The following is an 18206-nucleotide window of genomic DNA, read 5'->3' as shown; positions in this document are numbered from 1 at the left end:
AGTTGTGTATAAGATACAGTGGCCACCTTCCCCAGGCCCTTTACCATCCCCTTCGGCGGCCAGATCCGGGTAACGCCGGCCATCGCCTCGCCGCAGCCGATTACGGTGGGTGGTAGGACGTTGGACGCCTTTGACAACACCACCAACCCCGGCAGCACCACCTACTTCAACTTCGGGCCGAGCATCTCGGTCAACTAGCTTGAGGTTGGCTGCCACAGAAGTTGCGGGAGGGCATTGGGTTGCCCTTCTTTTTTTCTTGACGAGCAGGTGGTCTTTTTTGCCCCAACGTTACTTTTCAAGCGCCAATTTGGGTAAGATTTGCCTAGGCATGCCTCTTAGGCCAGTTTCCCTGGAGTGAGCCAGATAGCCTCTGCCCAAGACTTCAGCCCCCTTGAGTTTTAACCAACGGAGGCTGAGTATGACTGCTCGGGATCCCAAAACCAACCTGCGCTCTTCGCTGCTTTCGCTGCTGCTCACTTCCTCTCTGGTGGGGGGAGTAGCGTCCTGTTCTTTTTCTGAGGCTCCCAGTGTTACCCAAGTTCCGCCAACCCTCTCTGCTCAGGCTCCAGAAACACCTGCGACGCCGCCCGATAGCATTTCCTTCTACTACGACGGGGTGAAGACCTCTATCGAACCCAGGGATGCAGCGGTGCTCTTTGCTGCCTGCACCCTCAGAACGGGCGACCCCACCCAGATTGTGAATTTTGTCAACAATACCCTGAAGGTAGGGCCGATCACCGCTGCTCAGGTTACGGGGCTGGGCAACCCGCTCAAGCCAGCCATCTCCGACTTCACGGGCGACGGCCTGGTGGACTGCGACGACGCGGCGGTGCTGTTTGCGGCAGCTACCCTGAAGGAGACGGATGCTGACCGAATCAACCGGTTTGTCTCCGACACGCTGAAGTTTCCGGGTGTCAAGGTCACCCAAACCCAGCTCGACAGCTTCTTCGCCAAACCCACGCCCACGCCCACGCCGACTGCAACGCCCACACCCACACCGACCCCGACACCCACGCCCACGCCAACGCCCACACCGACCCCGCCTGTCCAGTTCTACATACACCCAACGCTTGGCGATGATACTAACCTTGGCATTTCACGCCTTCAGCCATTTCGGACTGTGAAGCATGCTCTGACCTCCGCCGGAGTTCGGGCGGCAGCCAGCCTTGGTGGTGGGACAAATGTGATTGTGACGATCTTGGGCAGCGAAACAGAGTCACTCAACGATAACCTTACCATTAATGAGTTGCCACTTGGATCCATCACGTTGGTTCCTGACAGTGGCGTTAGCTTTACTCTCAATTTGAATAACCGCACTTTAACCCTCGGCAAAGGCTATACGCTGCAAGGGATCCAGATCACCAGTGGGGATCCCGGTGGTAGTAGTGGTACTGGCCCCAACAAAGCCGCCATCACCCTTAACGCCGCGGGTACTCCTCTGAAAAACATCATCATTGACTGTACGGGTATTACCACTAGTGGGGCTGCTGAAGTTGGAAAAGGCGACAAATGTGTTTACGTGCCAAACACCGTCGGCGGCACTGTCATTCTCGACAACGTAGATATTTCTATACCAAGCAACAACCGGAACTTCGTTACCGGTATTTTGCATGAGGGCACTGGCACTCTCAAGGTAATAAACGGTAGCTCTGTTGTGGCCGCTGGATCAGGTAATGCTCAGGGCGTTGTAGGTATTTACGGGAAAACGACTTCCGGCTCTGTGGAGGTGAGTGGCAGCACCGTAAGCTTGAGCGCGATTACAGCTAGCGGAGGACAGAATGTTTTCTCTATTCTCCTATCAGGCCCCATTGCTTCTGGAAAAGTGGAGGGAGGATCGTCAATTCAAGTCAGAGAAGGAAGCTCAGGAGCGATAGCAATTGGGGTTTGTGTTAACGCTACTGGCACTGTAACTGTGCAAGGCAACACCTTCACGAATACTGGGGTAGCAGCCAGTAGCATCGGTATCTGTAAAGCCACAGGATCCCCAGGAACTGTAACCAATACTAACAACACCTTCAACAACTTTGCTTTAGGCAAAGATTTCGTAGCCTCCGGCTGCACTTGCCCCTCCTAACCTCTCCCATCTCTTCTCTCTTTTGGCCTCCGCTGGGGGCCTTTTTCTATACCAAAGTGGCCCTGCCGGGCAACAGCCAGCAGGGCCATCCACAGTTTAGGTTTTGTCCTAGGGCAACAGCCGCGTCTCGCCGCCAATGGGCCCAAAGATGGCGTCGTCGCCCAAGAAGAGCCATTCTCCTGTCGGCGGCAGGCGGCGGCCTTCTGGGGGCAGCTCATAGGGATCCGCCGCCGCAAGATTGATGCCAGTAAACCCCAGATCCTGCATGGCCGCTGCCGTAATGCGGCTAAGAACGGGGCGCGAGGGCGGAGGGGGCAGGATAGGCGTCATCAGCTCAAGGCCCAACGTCCTCCGCCAGTGACCTTCTGGTGGCTCCTCCGGCTCCACCGGCACATTGCCAAGTCCGCCAAGGCTGTTGTACTGAGCCGTGGCCTGAGGGCCCGCAAAGCGCGGGTTGTTGGTGCCACTGTTACGGAGAAGGGACCTCCAGTTGGGCCCGAGGCCAAAGCCGAGCGCATGGCCCAACTCGTGCAGAACCACGTGGAATAGACTCCCCTGAGCTTCTAGCCTGGCCAGATCGGCAGGATCCAGCCCTACTCTGCCATAGGGGATAATGCCGATCCCGGGCCGGGGAGAGCCACAGGGGCCAGCTTCGCCAAGGATCCCCCCCGGAGCGCTAGGGGCAAAGAGAGGCCGGGCGCCGGTCACCTGCACCAAGATGTCGTCCACCCGGCGATTGACCAGCGCTGTTGGCGGGAAACCACCTCCGCAGAAACCGGCCGGCAGTGTTACGGCAACATCGGGCAGATCGCCGGTGATGATCTGCTCCCAGCGCCGGGCCGCTTGCAGAACAATGTTGCGCTGGGAAGGGCTGAGGCTATTGTCGATAAATTCAACCTCGATGTTGAAGCCGCCGGCAGGGGGAGGGGGAGAACTTGTAGGAGAAGCTGTAGGAGCAGGAGTAGGTGCGGAGCCAACCAGAGCAGTCCTAAGCTGGAAAGCGCCTGTAGCACCCGGCTCGAAACTGCTAACCAGCACCAAGTAGTTAATTCCAGCTTGCACAACCAAGTCTAGCTGGGAATTGCTACTCTCCCCAAAGTCGTCGTTTTCGGCAATCACCTCCCCAGTAGCCTGGTTAACGATGAAGAGGTAAGTATCAAACTCGCTGCTGGAAAGCTGGATCCGCACCGTTTGCCCCGCGGACGCGCTGAGCAGGAACTCCTGGATGAAGTGATCCGGGCGACGGGGATCCCGCGGACTACTGGTGGTCAGGCGCCCCGTTACCGTCTGCGGCACCCCCAGGGTGGGGATTCCAGGGGGTGACGGCGAGGGCGAGGCCGTGGGGGAAGGAGTGGGCGAAGGCGAGGCCGTTGGAGAGGCAGAAGGAGTAGGCGAGGCTGTCGGTGGGACAAACCCTGGCCCCGGCAACCTGGCTGCCTGTTCGGGCGTCAGGTTAAGGGGAGGCTGTAGCCGCAGCACATTGTTGACAAAATCGTTGATGCGGTTGGCCTCGCGGGTTCGCAGAGTGGCAATGGCAAACAAGATGGCCGCGTCCCGATCCGTTCCCCCCCTGCCGTCGCCATCGAAATCGGAAATGGCAACCGGGTTGGGGTTGGCTGTGGTTACCTCAGCCAAAGTTATGGGCGGCTGCACCCGCAAAACGTTGTTGACAAAGCTAACAATCTGGCTGGGTTGGGTGATCCCGCTGGCGATGGCAAAGGCGATGGCGGCATCGCGGATGGTTACCGATTGGGGGTTGCCGTCGTAGTAGGCGGCAGGGGTGGAGGAGGGCGTCTCTGGCCGGCTGATCAAGCCAGGCCCCGTGGCCAGGCCGCAGGCTGCCAGGATCCCGAAGAGAAAAGTTACCGCCAACAGCAATAGGCGTCTGCGTGAGCCCATAGAAAAAACCCTCTGGCAGGATGATCAACACTAAGGCAGCGCCATCAAAAAGTTACCAGCAAAGATTACCCGCTTCAAGGCCAGAGGAACGCCGGAGAGATATAGATTGCTGGCTGTGCAGTAAGATAGGGAGCGTGCTAAGAGTTTGGGATACCTAAAAACACAGGAAGGCCGCCATGGCAGAGAAAGTTGTGTCCAACCCCGTCCAGGCGCAGTTTGACGAGTTTCCCTACCCAAATGTGCCGATTGAGCAGACGGTTACCGACAACCTGGCCCTGTTTGCCAACAGCCTCACAACAGCCAGGTACCTGCGGGATCGCAAGGTGGTACTGCCGGAAGGCAAGGTGATGCTCAATGCCGGCTGTGGCTCCGGCTGGGAAACTTTGGTTTTGGCAACTGCCAACCCCGGCGCTCGCTATGTGGGAGTAGATATTTCACCTGAATCCATCAAGCTGGCGGAGCAGCGCTTGAAGTTCCACAAGATCGAGAACGCCAGCTTTCATGTTATGGACATTACCGACATGACGGCGCTGGGGGAGGAGTTTGATTTTATCGCCTGCAACGACGTTCTCTACCTGCTGGACGACCCGGTGGCCGGCTTGAAAGGCATGCGGCAGGTGCTCAAGCCTGATGGGATCATTCGCACCAATGTGCACAGCCTTTATCAGCGGCAGTTTATCTTCAACATGCAGGAGGCGATGGAGCTGCTGGGGGTGATGGATGAGCCAGCGGCCAAAGCTGTACCGCTGCTGCGGGAGGTGATGGAAGCTCTCACCGATGCCAGCTTTGTGAAGAGCCACTGGAACGGCGATGCCATCAAAACCACAGGGGGGATTCTGGCCAATTTCCTGCTGCGCAGCGACAAGGGCTTTACGGTGCCGCAGGTGTTTGAGATGTTAAGGCAGGCCGGCCTTGAGTTTATTAGCATGGTGAACTGGCAGCAGTGGAAGGTGGAGAGGGTTTTGACCAAGCCGGTGCCCTACACGATGCGGCAAATCAACAAGTTAAGCGAGGAGCAAAAGCTTCACTTCATCGAGCTGGTTTTCCCCAACATGACCCGCCTGATCGACTTTTGGTGTGGGCACCCCGGCATTCCCAAGCCTGAGCCGTTTACGAACGACGAATGGTGGAATGGCACTGTACAAGCCCACCCGCTTTTGGTGAGGTTGGATGCCAAGCAGGCGTTCCTCAACGCCATTCGCGACAACGGGCCTGTCAACATCAACGGCTGGCCGGGCGCTGAGGGGAACATTACCATCGATCCTTTCTCGGTGCGCTGGCTGGTGGATGTCTTCGGCCCCTTGCCGGTGCCGGTGCAATTGCTGGTTCACAAAGCCATGGAGATTATGGACTGGACGCAGGAAGAAGCGTTTAGCCAAGTGTTGGCCAACCTGAAGTTTTTGGAAGAGCGCCTGGTGATTCTCCTAAACTCGCCGCTACGGTAAGGGCGACTGCAGTTAGCAGCTTTTCCAACCCCCTAGCTTTCCGAGGGCTTTTTAGCGTTATCCCAGCCGCTCCTCGGTTTGCGGGTCAAAGAGGTGGAAGCGATCCATGTCAAAGACCACTTCTGCCCATTGGTTGACGCGAAGCTGGGTACGGGGATCCACGCGGGCCACAAACTCCTGCTCGGGGAGGATCCCTTCGGGGTCGGCGGCGCTGAGGTGGAGGAGGACTTCAGAGCCCAGGGGCTCGACAACGGCAACTCTGGCGCGCACGCGGGCGGGTTGGATCCCTGGGGGCTGGTACTGGGGATCGTGGATGTTTTCCGGGCGGATGCCGAAGATGACCGGCTGGCCGGCGCGGGGCCGATAGGGATCCGCCTGGTGGGGGGGGATGGGCACGCGGAAGGCGCCGCTATCCACCCAGAGGGTGCCCTCTTGCTCCCGCAGCTTGGCTGAGAAGAAGTTCATGGAAGGGCTGCCGATGAAGCCGGCCACAAACAGGTTGGCGGGGCGGTTGTAGAGGGTCTGGGGGGTGTCCACCTGTTGCAGGCGGCCATCCTTCATCACGGCGATGCGGTTGCCCATGGTCATGGCTTCCACCTGGTCGTGGGTGACGTAGATGAAGGTGGTGCCCAGTTGCATGTGCAACTTGCTGATCTCGGCCCGCGCCTGCACCCGCAGCTTGGCGTCGAGGTTGGAGAGGGGCTCATCCATCAAAAACACCGCCGGGTTGCGCACAATGGCCCGCCCGACGGCAACCCGCTGCCGCTGCCCACCGGAAAGTTCCTTGGGCTTGCGGTGGAGCAGGTGTTCGATCCCCAGCCGCTTGGCCACCCCCCGAACTCGGCTTTCGATCTCCGCCCTAGGCAGGCCGCGCAGCTTAAGGCCAAAGGCCATGTTCTCGGCCACGGTCATGTGGGGGTAGAGGGCATAGGACTGGAAGACCATGGCAATGTCCCGATCCTTGGGGGGAACGTCGTTCACCCGGCGGTTGCCGATGTAGATGGAGCCGGCACTCACCTCCTCCAGGCCGGCCAGGAGGCGCAAAGTGGTGGTCTTGCCACAGCCGGAGGGGCCAACGAAGACGAGAAATTCCCCGTCTTCAAATCGGATCCCTGGGAGGGAGTATTCCCTCACCCCCGGCCCCTCTCCCTCAGGGAGAGGGGAGTTGAGGATGGACAAGCCGAAAAGCAAAAAAGGTAGGCTCGTGGCCTACCCTCTAGGATCTAGACTTGCTTAAGCCAAGAGTGACGCTTATCTCAGCCGATTAGGAGACAACGTTCACTTTGACCACGTGGGCTTTTTCAGAGTCCGCTTTGGGCAGCGTCAGGGTGAGGATGCCATCTTTGTATTCCGCTTTCACCTGATCGTGCTTGATCCGGTTGGGCAGCGGGATCACCCGTTGGAAGCGCCCGTAGCGGAACTCGGTGCGGGTTACGCCTTTGTCTTCGGAGCGTTTTTCAAAACGCCGCTCGCCGCTGATGGAGATCGATTCCGCCGTCGCTTGGATGTCCAGATCGTTGGGGTTTAAGCCGGGCAGCTCCAGCTTGAGGGTAATGGTTTCCGGATCGTCGTGCATTTCCACCGCCGGCACGAAGGCAAAGGTATCAGGCTCGGTAGGACGAGCCATCAGCCGGTCAAACATCCGGTTCATTTCCCGTTGAATTTCGTCAATTTCCCGAAAGGGATCCCAGCGAACCAGAGCCATATTTATCCACCTCCTAATCAGATTTTGGTTAACTTTTGGTTAACTTCTCTTCAAGCTTTACTCACTAGGGCTTTAGCCTAGCCCCTATACACTAGGGTAAGCTGTCTAGCTGCCTCCAGAGGTCGAGTTTTCTGGAAATCAGTTGGGGTATTTTCTCACCCAAGAATCAGGAGAAAGCTCTCAGGAATCGCTGCGCTTGGAGAGGGGATGGGATCTCGTTTGCAACCACAAACTCAGGCCGGTAGCCACCATCACCAACAGCCCCAAGCCGTTTAAGAAGGGGTAGATGGCCTGCAGATCCAGCGGCCCCCACTGCCCTTTGTGGATTTGGATTAGCCAGTAGTAGTCCAAGTTGCCGTTGAGGCGGGCAATTTGGTAAAGGGATCCCGTTACCACCGTCACTACCAGGGGCAGGGCCAGGAGGGGAGCCAGGGCGCGGTGGATCTGGCGGGCGAGTTTTCGGGGCAGGGCCATCAGGATTTCTCCAAGGCTAGCAAACCATGCTGCCATGCTATCAGAGTGGCCCCTTTAGGAACGGCTCCCGAGGACTTCCTCCAGCTTGGGCATTTGCTCGCGGGGGATGATCCGCCCTTCGTCCTCAAAGCCAGGGATCTCGTGGAAGTTGAGGTAGCGGTACAGCTCGCCGGCAAAGGGCTGGATCTTGGTGGCCACGATCTCCCGGTATTCCTCAGGGGTAGGGATCCGCCCCAGGAGGGCACAGACAGCCGCCAGCTCGGCGGATCCCAGGTAGACCCGTGCACCTTTGCCCATGCGGTTGTCAAAGTTACGGGTAGAGGTGGACATAACGGTGGCTCCATCTGCCACGCGGGCCTGGTTGCCCATGCACAGGCTGCAGCCGGGCATCTCCGTTCTTGCGCCAGCAGCGGCAAAGATGCTGTATACCCCTTCAGCCCGCAGTTGCGCCTCGTCCATGCGGGTGGGTGGGCAGATCCACAGTTGGCGCACCTTAACCCGCCCCTGCCCTTCCAAAATCTTGGCAGCCGCCCGGTAGTGGCCAATGTTGGTCATGCAGGAGCCAATAAACACCTCGTCAATTTGGATGGGTGTGTCGGGGTTGCCGGCGGCATACTGGGCGTGGACTTCGCTCAGGGTCATCACCTTGTCGGGATCGTTGGGGGCACAGACAATGGGCTCGGTGATGCTGCTGAGGTCAATCTCAATCACGGCAGCGTATTCGGCGTCGGGATCCGCCTCCAGCAAAGTGGGGTTGGCCAGCCAGGCCTCCATCTTGGCGATGCGCCGCAGCAGGGTTCTCGCATCCTGATAGCCGCGGGCAATCATGTTTTTCAACAGCACCACGTTGGAGCGCAGGTACTCGGCAACCGTCTCGACGCTGAGCTTAATGGTGCAGGCGGCGCAGTTGCGCTCTGCTGAGGCGTCGGTCAACTCAAAGGCTTGCTCCACCTTGAGATGGGGCAGGCCCTCGATCTCCATAATTCGCCCAGCAAAGACGTTTTTCTTGCCCTGCTTCTCGACGGTGAGCAGCCCCCGCTGGATGGCCACGTAGGGGATGGCGTGGACGATGTCCCGCAGGGTGATCCCGGGCTGCAATTCCCCCCGGAAGCGCACCAGTACCGACTCCGGCATATTCAGGGGCATCACCCCCATAGCAGCAGCAAAGGCCACCAACCCCGATCCCGCCGGGAAGGAGATGCCCAAAGGAAAGCGGGTGTGGGAGTCGCCCCCGGTGCCGACGGTATCCGGCAGTAGCATGCGGTTGAGCCAGGAGTGGATGATGCCGTCGCCCGGCCGCAGGACAACGCCCCCCCGCGAGGCAAAGAAGTCGGGCAGCTCTTTGTGGATCTGGATGTCCACCGGCTTGGGGTAGGCGGCGGTGTGGCAGAAGCTCTGCAGCACCAGGTCGGCACTAAACCCCAGGCAGGCCAGCTCCTTCAGCTCGTCGCGGGTCATGGGCCCGGTGGTGTCCTGGGATCCCACGGTGGTGATCAGGGGCTCACAACTGGTGCCCGGACGGATCCCCGGCAGCCCACAGGCTTTGCCGACAATTTTCTGGGCCAGGGTATAGCCTTTGCCGGTGTCGGCGGGCGGGGTGGGGCGGATAAATAGGGGAGAGGGATCCAGCCCCAGGGCCTGGCGGGTTTTGTCGGTGAGGGCCCGGCCAATCAAGAGGGGAATGCGGCCCCCCGCCCGCACCTCGTCCGGCAAGGTCACGGGTTGCAGGGAGAAGGTGGAGAGGACTTGGCCATCCTCAGAACGGATGACACCTTCGTAGGGGTGGATTGTCACCACCATGCCCGTCTCCAGCCGTGAGACATCGCACTGGATGGGCAGGGCGCCGGCATCTTCGGCGGTGTTGAAGAAAATGGGTGCAATCGTGCCCCCCAGAATCACCCCGCCGGCCCGCTTGTTGGGCACATAGGGAATGTCGTGGCCAATGTGCCAGAGGAGGGAGTTGAGGGCAGACTTGCGGGAGGATCCCGTGCCCACCACATCCCCCACAAAGGCCACGGGATAGCCGCGGCGCTTCAGCTCAGCAATGGTTGCTATCGCTCCCGGTGCGCGCGCCTCCAGCATGCTCTGGGCGTGCAGAGGGATGTCCGGGCGGGTGGTGGCGTGGGCCGCAGGGGAAAGGTCGTCAGTGTTGATCTCGCCAGCAATTTTGAACACCGTTACGGTGATGGCCTCGGCCAGGGGCGGCCTGGCAGTAAACCACTCCCCGGCGGCCCAGGACTCGATGACCTGCCGCGCATAGGCGTTGCCGGCTTGGCTGAGTTCCAGCACGTCGTGGAAGGCATCGAAAACCAGCAGCGTGTGGCTAAGGGCGCGGGCCGCTGCTGCCGCGATCTCCTGCCGCCTATCCTGCAGCAGCTCCAGCAACACCTGGACGTTGTAGCCCCCCAGCATCGTCCCCAAGAGCTCCACCGCCCGCCGGGGGGTAATGAGGGGCGAGTGCACTTCTTCCTTAGCCACAGCGGCCAAAAAGCCCGCCTTCACATAGGCCGCTTCGTCCACCCCCGGCGGCACCCGCTCTGTGAGCAAATGCAACAAAAAAGCTTCCTCGCCAGCAGGGGGATCCTTGAGCAGCTCGCACACCTGGCTGGTCTGGGCAGCGTTCAAGGGCAGCGGCGGGATCCCTTGCGCTGCGCGGGCAGCGGCATGTTGGCGGTACTCAGCCAGCATGGGGAGGATTCCTCGGGTTACTCGATATGGGTATTCATTCTACCGCCAGGTTGGCAGCAGGAAGGGATCCCCTCCCCGCCTACGAGAGCTCCGCCAGCAGCTCCTTTTGGTATAGGCCAATACAAGCCTGGAGGAGCTCGTCCAGCTCTCCATCCAAGATGGGCTGTAGGGGAAAATTCTGGTTAAGGCGGTGGTCAGTGACGCGGTTGTCCTTATAGTTGTAGGTGCGAATTTTTTCTGAACGGGCTCCTGTTCCTACCTGCATGCGGCGGGCAGAGCTAATGGAGGCCTGTTGCTCCCGCAGCTTCATCTCGTAAAGCTTAGCCCGCAAAATTTGCATTGCCCGCTGGCGGTTTTGGAGCTGGGAGCGCTCCTCAGTGCAGAAGACGCGGATCCCAGTGGGCTTGTGGAGGAGATCCACCGCCGTTTCCACTTTGTTGACGTTTTGGCCACCCGCCCCGCCGGAACGCGCCGTTCTAATCTCGATGTCTTTGGGATCAATCACCACCTCCACCTCGTCCACCTCCGGCATCACTGCCACCGTGGCGGTTGAAGTGTGGATGCGCCCCTGGGCTTCCGTGATGGGCACCCGCTGCACCCGGTGAACGCCGGCTTCAAACTTCAGCTTGCTGTAGACCTGATCGCCGCGGATTTCCAGGATGGCCTCTTTATAGCCGCCCATGTCACCCTCGGAAAGACTGACCAGGCGCACTGACCAGCCCATCTTCTCGGCGTAGCGGGTGTACATGCGGGCCAGATCGGCTGCCCAGAGGGCCGCTTCCTCCCCACCCGTGCCAGCGCGGATCTCCAACATGATGTTTTTTTCGTCGTTGGGATCCCGGGGCAGGAGCAGCAGGGTCAGCTTCTCCTCCAGTTGCTCTTGGCGGGCGCGCAGTTGCTCCAGCTCTGCCCTCACCATCGCCTCCAGCTCTGGGTCGGAGGCCGCCTCCCGCAAAAGCTCCTCTGTCTGCTGGAGGTCGCGAGTGAGCTTTTGCCAGTCGTGAAAAGCTTGCACTGTGGCTTCCAGGGAGGAGCGAGCCTTGGCAATCCGCTGCAGCTCCGCCGGATCGGTGGCCACATCGGGATCGGCCAAGCGCACCGTCAACTCCTGGAAGGTGGCTTCAACGTTTTTTAACTGCTCGATTAGCTGAGCAGAAGCCATAGATCCAACGCTAGCAAGGAATCCAGACCGTCCTGAGCAGGGCAAGGGAAAACTCTACTGGGCCTTCTTGCCACTGCTCATGCCGTACTTGCGCATGAACTTCTCCACTCGCCCTTCGGTGTCGATAATCTTTTGGGTGCCAGTGAAGAAGGGATGGTTGCCAGACCACACCTCAACCTTGAGCTCCGGCTTGGTGGATCCCACGGTCATGACCACCTCACCGTTGCAGATAACTTTAGCCTCTGGGTACCACTGCGGGTGGATTCCTTTTTTGGGCATAGCAATCTCCTCCGCTGGGCGTGTTTCTATACCCTTGTCTATCAAGATTGACCTTGAAAAAGCAATGGCAGGGATCCCTAGCGTTTCGAGTACTGAGGAGCTTTGCGGGCTTTGCGCAAGCCGTACTTCTTGCGCTCCACAGCGCGGGGATCGCGGGTTAGGTAGCCCTCTGCCTTGAGGGGGCCGCGGTTGGACGGATCCAGCTGGCAGAGGGCGCGGGCCACTCCTAGCTTAATGGCATCGGCCTGGCCGTGGAGGCCGCCCCCATGGGCGCGCACCAAGATGTCATAGGAGTTCTCCAGGCCAAGGAGCTCCAGCGGCGCTTTCACACTGGCCAGGAATGCCTCCTGGTACTGCAAGTACTCCTCACCGGGCCGGTCGTTAATAATGATCTTGCCTGTGCCGGGCACCAGGCGCACGCGGGCGACGGCAGTTTTGCGGCGCCCAGTTCCCCAATAGACGGCTCGCTGATGGCTAGTTGTTGGGGTCATGCTTGGGCTCCTGGGATCGTGTGGATGGGATAGACCTGCGGTTGCTGGGCCTCGTGGGGGTGGTGGGGGCCGGCGTATACTTTCAGCTTGGTAAATTGCCGCCGGCCTAGGCGGGTGTGGGGCAACATCCCCTTGACCGCTTTCTCAATTACCCGCTCTGGCAGCCGCGCTTGCAGTTGGGCAAAAGTCTCCACCTTCATGCCGCCGGGACGCCCGGAGTGGCGGCGGTAGAGCTTTTGGGTGCGCTTTTTGCCAGTAACCACCACTTTCTCGGCGTTGATCACGATCACGTAGTCCCCCGTATCCAGGTGGGGGGTAAAGTTGGGCTTGTGCTTGCCCCGTAGGAGGTTGGCCACAACTACCGCTAGGCGGCCAAGGCGCTGGCCAGCCGCATCAATGACGTACCAGCGCGGGGCTAAAGTGGAGGGGGTAGGAAGGGGAGTCTTGTTCATGGCAGCTCAAAGGAATACTCAAACCAGAGAAAGAACACCCACGGGCGAGGAGAGGGGAGCAGTTGCAGGAGCTTCCCCAAAGGGAAAGGAGGGGGGAAAGCGTCGGCCAAAGGGATCCCTAGCATAGCCCACATCCAGTAGGCACAGGCCCTGCGGGGGAGCGCTGTAGCGGGTGCGCATCTGGCTCCAGTCGTTGTGTTGCCAGAGGTGGACAAATTGCTGCGGGCTAAGCTCGCCCCGGCCCACCACCTCCAGGGATCCCACCAGCAGCCGCATCATCCGGTAGAGGAAGCCGCTGGCCTGCACTTCGATGCTGATGAAGTCCCCTATCCGTTGACAGAGCACCTCCTCCACCCGCACCCACGAGTGGGGTCGATCGGATCCGCGGCAGCGGAAGGCTTCCAGGTTGTGCTCCCCCAAGAGGGAGCGGAGGGCCTCGGCCATTGGCTCCACCTGCAAGGGCCAGCGCACCTGCCAACTGAAGGGCCGCCAGAATACGTCCGGCAGCTCGCGATTGAGGATAAGGTAGCGGTAGCGGCGCCACCTAGCAGAAAAGCGGGCATGCCAATCTTCAGACACAGGGGCTGAAGCCAGCACGACCACATCTTCCGGTAGGCAGTCGTTGAGCACTCGCGCCCACTCCGTTGGCGGAATGCCGCAGGTGGTGTCGAAGTGGGCTACCTGGCCAGCCGCATGTACCCCGGTGTCGGTGCGACCTGCCCCGTACACGGTTACTGGATGGCCAGCCCGTGCGGTAATGGCCTCTTCCAACACCCCTTGCACCGTCCGCTGGCCAGCTTGCCGTTGCCAGCCGCGAAAGCCACTGCCAAGGTACTGAATCTTAAGGGCAATGCGACGGCTCTGCATGGGGCCTACACCAGCTCGATGACGGCCATTTCTGCCCCGTCGCCCCGTCGGCGCACAGTGCGCAGGATGCGGGTGTAGCCTCCCGCTCGATCCCGGTAGCGCTCGGGGGCTTGTTCAAACAGGGAGCGCACCAGCTCCTTGTCGTAGAGGTAGGCTAGGGCCTGCCGCCGCGCTGCCAGGGAGCCGTCCTTGGCTAGGGTAATCATCTTCTCGGTGGTGGCGCGCACAGCTTTGGCCCGAGCTTTGGTGGTAACAATTCGCCCGTAGCGCAGCAAAGCCGTGGTCAACGCCCGCAGCAGGGCCTTGCGTTGGTCAGGGGGCTTGTTGAGGTGAGGGGTACGACGGCGGTGACGCATGGTAACCTCTGCTCTTTGTCCTACGAGTTTTAGGCAGGTCCCCTGAGGAGGCTAGCTCTTGCTCCTTTCGCGGGGCAGCGTCAGGCCAAAGCGGTTTTTCAAAGCCTGCACCACCTCCTCGGCCGATTTCTGGCCGAAGTTTTTGATTTCGAGCAGATCTTCCTCGGTATGGAGCAATAGATCGGCCAGGGTGTGGATCTGGGCTCGCTTGAGGCAGTTGTAGGCCCGCACCGAGAGCTGCAGCTCCTCGATGGGGATTTGGTTTTTCTGGGTGTCCTCTGCTTGCTGAGGGGCTGAGGGGGTGTCAAAGCTAACCTCCTGCAGCGGCGAGAACAGACCTACCAAAATGCGAGCTGCTTGGCTGAGCGCCTCCTGGGGAGTCAGGCTGCCGTTGGTCCAGATCTCCAGGATGAGGCGATCTTTTTCCAGCGACTGCCCCACCCGAGCTGGCTCGACGGTGTAGTTGACCTTGCGCACTGGCATGAAGACGGAGTCAATTTGGAGAAAGTCAATAGACATTGATTTGCTATCGGCGTAATCAACGGCGCGATAGCCCCGTCCGCGGCCAATCATGAACTCCATCTCCAGGATGGCTCCCTCCGCCAGGGTGGCAATGTGGTGACGGGGGTTAATCACTTCCACGCCGCTGGGCAGCTGCAGCTTCTCAGCAGTCACTTCCCCCGGCCCCTGCGCCACTAAACGGCCTACCTGGGGCTCAGGAGAGCTGGAGCGCAGGACCAGCTCCTTCATGTTGAGTAGGATCTCCATCACGTCTTCCCGCACCCCGGGGACGGTGGAAAACTCGTGGGTTACCCCGGCAATGCGCACGGCCGTCACCGCCGTTCCTTCCAAGTTGGAGAGGAGTACCCGCCGCAAGGCATTGCCTACCGTGATTCCTTGACCGCGCTCCAGGGGCCCCAGAGCAAATTTGCCGTAGTAAACACCATTGGCTTCCTGATGGGATTCGATGCACTCAGTTTGATAGGGAGCAGCACTGGCAGCTGCTTTGCTGCTGGGATGGTGGAGGGTTCGGCTAGTTTGCATCATAATGAGTAGCCCCGTCCGTCTGGCTGGATATCCGTTGGAGAACTGAGAAAACTCGAGCTTGTCTCTCCTCTGGTGCTAGGGGGCAAGGGGGGTGGGGTCCTCAAACTAGAGGCCAGGATCCCCCTAGACGCGCCGCCGCTTGGGCGGCCGGCAGCCGTTGTGAGGAATGGGAGTGATGTCGCGAATGAGGGTAATCTCTAGACCTGCGGCCTGGAGAGCCCGAATGGCCGTCTCTCGACCGGCGCCAGGCCCGCTGACCATTACCTCAATCTGCCGCATGCCGTTCTCCATGGCCTGCCGCGCTGCGCTCTCTGCTGCCATCTGGGCAGCAAAGGGGGTACCCTTCTTGGCGCCCTTGAATCCGGTGGAGCCTGCCGAAGCCCAACACACCACGTTGCCGTTGGGATCCGTGATGGTAACGATGGTGTTGTTAAAGGTGGACTGAATGTAGGCCACCCCGTTGGGGATATTTTTCTTGACCTTGCGTCCGCGCCGTTGCTGCTGAGCCATGACCTGTGCGTCCTTGGAACCACTTAGAGTTGCAGGAGGTGGGGGAAAGATTTACTTCTTGGCGGGAGGTTTCTTCTTGCCAGCTACGGTTTTCCTGACTCCTTTGCGCGTGCGGGCGTTGGTGCGGGTGCGCTGGCCACGCACGGGCAGATTTAGGCGGTGGCGCCGACCTCGGTAGGTGCCAATATCTATGAGGCGCTTGATGTTCATGGCCTCCTGCCGGCGCAGATCCCCCTCCACCTGGTACTCGTTTTCCACCACCGCCCGCAGGGCAGCCACCTCCGCGTCGGTAAGGTCGCGGGTGCGGGTGTCAGGGTTGATACCCGTCTTGGCCAAAATTTGGCGGGAGCGGGTGAGTCCAATGCCGTAGATGTAGGTGAGGGCAATCTCAATTCGCTTGTCTCGGGGGAGGTCAACGCCCGCAATCCGTGCCATGGTTAGGGGTACCTTGCCAACAAACTTGCTCGCTGGGTTAGGTTGCTGCTGTTGAGAAGCTTTGCCTAGGAGGGCTCTTGGCGCCGTCAGGGGATCGGTTTTCCTCCGCCGCCTTTAGCCTTGCCGCTGCTTGTGCTTCGGGTTGGAAGGACAAATGACCATCACCCGGCCACGGCGGCGAATAACTCGGCACTTTTCGCAAATTCGACGGACGGAGGGCCGCACCTTCATGGTTGATCCTGTCAAAACCAGCGAATATCCATTCTAAGGTCGCTGCGGCAAGCTGTCAAAAATTGTTCGGGCTTGCTGCCAGGGATCTGGGGAGAGGTTGGCTATGCTGATTGGGCGAAGCAGCAGAGCAGACTTGGTGGGGGAGCGAAAAAGGCCATGCGCTGGCAGTGGCTGGTTGGGGTGAGTGGCCTGCTGGGTCTAGGGGTTGCAGGGTGGGCCCTGCCGGCGGCCTCTGAGGAGGCTGCCAGGCCCGTGACGGTGGGGGAGATACTGCCGCTGCCCAGCTCGGCGGACCGCATTGATGGGGTGTCGGAGCGGGGCTGGCTGGCGGTGGGACTGCTGGAAGCCCAGGCGGTCCTGCTGCTGGATGGAGCAAGCGGCGATCCCCTGTGGCAGGTGGCGGTGGGCTTTGCCCCCAGCGTGGTGCGGGTGGATGCGGCGCATCAGGTGGTCTATGCCTCTGGCCCTACTGCTCCCGGCGTGGTGGCCCTCGATCTACTAACCGGGGAGCTGCTCTGGTCGTACCGGCTGCCGGCGGGGGCCTTGGATCTGGCAGTGGATCCCGCCAGGGGACGGGTTTTCGCCTCCCTGCCTGCCGCCCAGAGCTTGGCGGTAATCCCCGCCCCACCGCGCCCAGGGGAGGAGGCGAAGGAGCTGCAGGCCCGCAGTTTGCCCCTACCGGGTCCCCCCTTGGCTTTGGCCTACGACGCCCAGCGAGGGGTGCTGTTTGTGGGCCTAGCTGGGGAGGATCCCCTCAGTGTGCTGGTGGTCAACCCGGACAATGGCGAGCTGCTGGCCCGCTGGCGCGGCGGCAATACCCCAGAAGCGATGGCTCTGGATGCCCAACGGCAACGCCTAGTAGTGCTCAACTCTGGCAGCCAAGATCTGACGGTGCTGGATCTGGGCCGCAGCGGCGAGGCCCTGCAGCGGGTGGGCCTGGACTGGCGACCGACGCGGCTGGCCCTTTCCCCCGATGGCCGCTGGGCTTACGTAACCTCCCGCAACAGCAACCGTCTGCAAATCGTGGATCTGGAGGCAGGACGATTGGCCACCTCGCTGCGGCTGGAGGGGCAGCCAACGGGCTTGGCAATGCTGGGGGAGCGGGATCTGTGGGTGGTGGCGGCAGGGATCCCAGCTCTGCACCGTCTGGTGGATCGGGATCTTCAAGCTCAAGTTGGCGAGGGGGGGGCGGAGGAAGCTGCCTCCGCAGGCAACCGCGGCGTGGTGACGGGGCGGGTGCTGGACATTGCCGGCCAGCCCGTCCAGACCGGAGTTGTGCGCCTAGCTGCCACCGCCACCCAACCCCAGCAGACGGTTCCCATTGCTGCCGACGGCACCTATGTCCTGCCGCCGCTGCCAGCGGGGCTGTACTGGGTGGATGTGGAGGTACCGGGGTTCCCCCCCACCAGCACCCAGGTGGAGGTGCGGGCCGGTTTTGTATCCACCCAAGATATTCACCTGCCGCCGGGGGAGCCGACCCACAAGCCGGAGGGGATTGGCCTTTTGCCGGATGAGCCGGTTTACTCGGATGAGCTGGCCCGCCACCTCAGCCTGGCCCTGAAGGAGTTGCAGCCGCAGCGACCGGTACTGCTCTTGAAGGGGCCTTTGGGGCCGGATCCCCGCTTTGAGCCGCTTCTGCCTCTTCTCCAGGGACTAACCTTGCTGGATGCGGATGAGCGCTACACCGCTGATTTGGCCAAGCTGAAGGTTATCGGGGATGCCCTTGGCTTGCGCTACATCCTCTTGACCCACCTGCAGATCTCTCGCGATTACAACCGCCAGGGCAGCCCGCTGCTGAATACGGCCTTGCGCTTCCTAGCGCCGGCAATCCCTGTGGAGATCCCCAATTTCACCCCCAACCAGTTGCGCAGCCGCGGGGTAGTGGTGGTAGTGGACTTGCAGCGGGATCGGCCGGGGGATCGGGCTCGCTACTACGAGGCCTATGGGCGGGACGATGTGGGGGGGGAGCCCCTGTTTGAGGATGCGGCGGCGGGCCTGTTTCGGCTGCAGGTGCGCAACATGGTGCCTGTTTTTATCCAACAGTGGCAGACCAACAACCCCTTTGCAGGGTGAGGATCCCTGCCGCAGGAT

General features: G+C 60.7%; 19 protein-coding genes. 4 read left to right on the top strand and 15 right to left on the bottom strand.

Translation table 11 applies throughout. From position 1 onward, the window contains the following. Nucleotides 1-18 precede the first annotated feature (18 nt). Nucleotides 19-198 (top strand): hypothetical protein, encoded by a 180-nt coding sequence (locus tag NW822_RS09375; RefSeq protein ID WP_414404254.1) that lies wholly within the window; start codon nt 19-21, stop codon nt 196-198. Nucleotides 199-418: 220 nt separating this feature from the next. After that, on the top strand, nt 419-2074 hold the full coding sequence (locus tag NW822_RS09370) for a hypothetical protein (RefSeq protein WP_414404253.1): 1656 nt from the start codon (nt 419-421) through the stop codon (nt 2072-2074). 108 nt (nt 2075-2182) lie between these two features. On the opposite strand, the gene NW822_RS09365 is transcribed toward NW822_RS09370, so the two are convergent. Further along, nucleotides 2183-3973 carry a peptidase M8 gene (locus tag NW822_RS09365; RefSeq protein ID WP_414404252.1) on the bottom strand — a complete coding sequence of 597 codons (1791 nt, stop codon included), beginning with the start codon at nt 3971-3973 and terminating at the stop codon, nt 2183-2185. Nucleotides 3974-4149: 176 nt separating this feature from the next. Here NW822_RS09365 and NW822_RS09360 point away from each other — a divergent pair, with 176 nt between their 5' ends. Further along, the gene (locus tag NW822_RS09360) at nt 4150-5418 is read left to right on the top strand and encodes a class I SAM-dependent methyltransferase (protein WP_414404251.1); all 1269 of its coding nucleotides are present in this window, start codon (nt 4150-4152) and stop codon (nt 5416-5418) included. Nucleotides 5419-5475: 57 nt separating this feature from the next. On the opposite strand, the gene NW822_RS09355 is transcribed toward NW822_RS09360, so the two are convergent. From NW822_RS09355 to rpmJ, 14 genes are all read right to left on the bottom strand, one after another. Then, entirely contained in the window at nt 5476-6552 is a 1077-nt protein-coding gene (locus NW822_RS09355; protein ID WP_414404250.1) for an ABC transporter ATP-binding protein, read from the bottom strand. Nucleotides 6553-6682: 130 nt separating this feature from the next. Further along, nucleotides 6683-7123, bottom strand: a complete 441-nt coding sequence (locus NW822_RS09350) for an Hsp20/alpha crystallin family protein (RefSeq protein ID WP_414404249.1) — start codon at nt 7121-7123, stop codon at nt 6683-6685. A gap of 180 nt (nt 7124-7303) precedes the next feature. Continuing rightward, nucleotides 7304-7597 (bottom strand): PepSY domain-containing protein, encoded by a 294-nt coding sequence (locus NW822_RS09345; protein WP_414360713.1) that lies wholly within the window; start codon nt 7595-7597, stop codon nt 7304-7306. Nucleotides 7598-7651: 54 nt separating this feature from the next. Then, on the bottom strand, nt 7652-10285 hold the full coding sequence (acnB, locus tag NW822_RS09340) for a bifunctional aconitate hydratase 2/2-methylisocitrate dehydratase (protein ID WP_414404248.1): 2634 nt from the start codon (nt 10283-10285) through the stop codon (nt 7652-7654). Between the two features lie 79 nt (nt 10286-10364). Then, a complete protein-coding gene (gene prfA / locus NW822_RS09335; protein WP_414360719.1) occupies nt 10365-11447 on the bottom strand; it encodes a peptide chain release factor 1 in 1083 nt (360 codons plus the stop codon). Nucleotides 11448-11501: 54 nt separating this feature from the next. Next, on the bottom strand, nt 11502-11726 hold the full coding sequence (gene rpmE / locus NW822_RS09330; protein ID WP_414360721.1) for a 50S ribosomal protein L31: 225 nt from the start codon (nt 11724-11726) through the stop codon (nt 11502-11504). 77 nt (nt 11727-11803) lie between these two features. Then, the gene (rpsI, locus tag NW822_RS09325; protein WP_414360724.1) at nt 11804-12217 is read right to left on the bottom strand and encodes a 30S ribosomal protein S9; all 414 of its coding nucleotides are present in this window, start codon (nt 12215-12217) and stop codon (nt 11804-11806) included. Beyond that, complete coding sequence (gene rplM / locus NW822_RS09320) at nt 12214-12669, bottom strand: 50S ribosomal protein L13 (RefSeq protein ID WP_414360726.1); 456 nt, start codon at nt 12667-12669, stop codon at nt 12214-12216. Before rplM ends, rpsI begins: the two co-directional genes overlap by 4 nt. An 18-nt stretch (nt 12670-12687) precedes the next feature. Next, the gene (gene truA, locus NW822_RS09315; RefSeq protein WP_414404247.1) at nt 12688-13536 is read right to left on the bottom strand and encodes a tRNA pseudouridine(38-40) synthase TruA; all 849 of its coding nucleotides are present in this window, start codon (nt 13534-13536) and stop codon (nt 12688-12690) included. A gap of 5 nt (nt 13537-13541) precedes the next feature. Next, a complete protein-coding gene (gene rplQ / locus NW822_RS09310; protein ID WP_414404246.1) occupies nt 13542-13892 on the bottom strand; it encodes a 50S ribosomal protein L17 in 351 nt (116 codons plus the stop codon). 51 nt (nt 13893-13943) lie between these two features. Then, on the bottom strand, nt 13944-14939 hold the full coding sequence (locus tag NW822_RS09305; protein ID WP_414360733.1) for a DNA-directed RNA polymerase subunit alpha: 996 nt from the start codon (nt 14937-14939) through the stop codon (nt 13944-13946). Nucleotides 14940-15062: 123 nt separating this feature from the next. Continuing rightward, a complete protein-coding gene (gene rpsK / locus NW822_RS09300; RefSeq protein ID WP_414360735.1) occupies nt 15063-15449 on the bottom strand; it encodes a 30S ribosomal protein S11 in 387 nt (128 codons plus the stop codon). Nucleotides 15450-15500: 51 nt separating this feature from the next. Beyond that, nucleotides 15501-15884, bottom strand: a complete 384-nt coding sequence (rpsM, locus tag NW822_RS09295) for a 30S ribosomal protein S13 (RefSeq protein ID WP_414360738.1) — start codon at nt 15882-15884, stop codon at nt 15501-15503. Between the two features lie 114 nt (nt 15885-15998). Continuing rightward, nucleotides 15999-16115 carry a 50S ribosomal protein L36 gene (gene rpmJ, locus NW822_RS09290; protein ID WP_414360740.1) on the bottom strand — a complete coding sequence of 39 codons (117 nt, stop codon included), beginning with the start codon at nt 16113-16115 and terminating at the stop codon, nt 15999-16001. 156 nt (nt 16116-16271) lie between these two features. Here rpmJ and NW822_RS09285 point away from each other — a divergent pair, with 156 nt between their 5' ends. Next, entirely contained in the window at nt 16272-18188 is a 1917-nt protein-coding gene (locus tag NW822_RS09285; protein WP_414404245.1) for a carboxypeptidase regulatory-like domain-containing protein, read from the top strand. Nucleotides 18189-18206 lie beyond the last annotated feature (18 nt).

This window comes from Synechococcus sp. H70.2, assembly GCF_047462275.1.
Taxonomy (GTDB): Bacteria; Cyanobacteriota; Cyanobacteriia; order Thermostichales; family Thermostichaceae; genus Thermostichus.
Note: the sequence above shows the minus strand (reverse complement) of the source record. Positions and strands in the feature narration are given on the sequence as shown.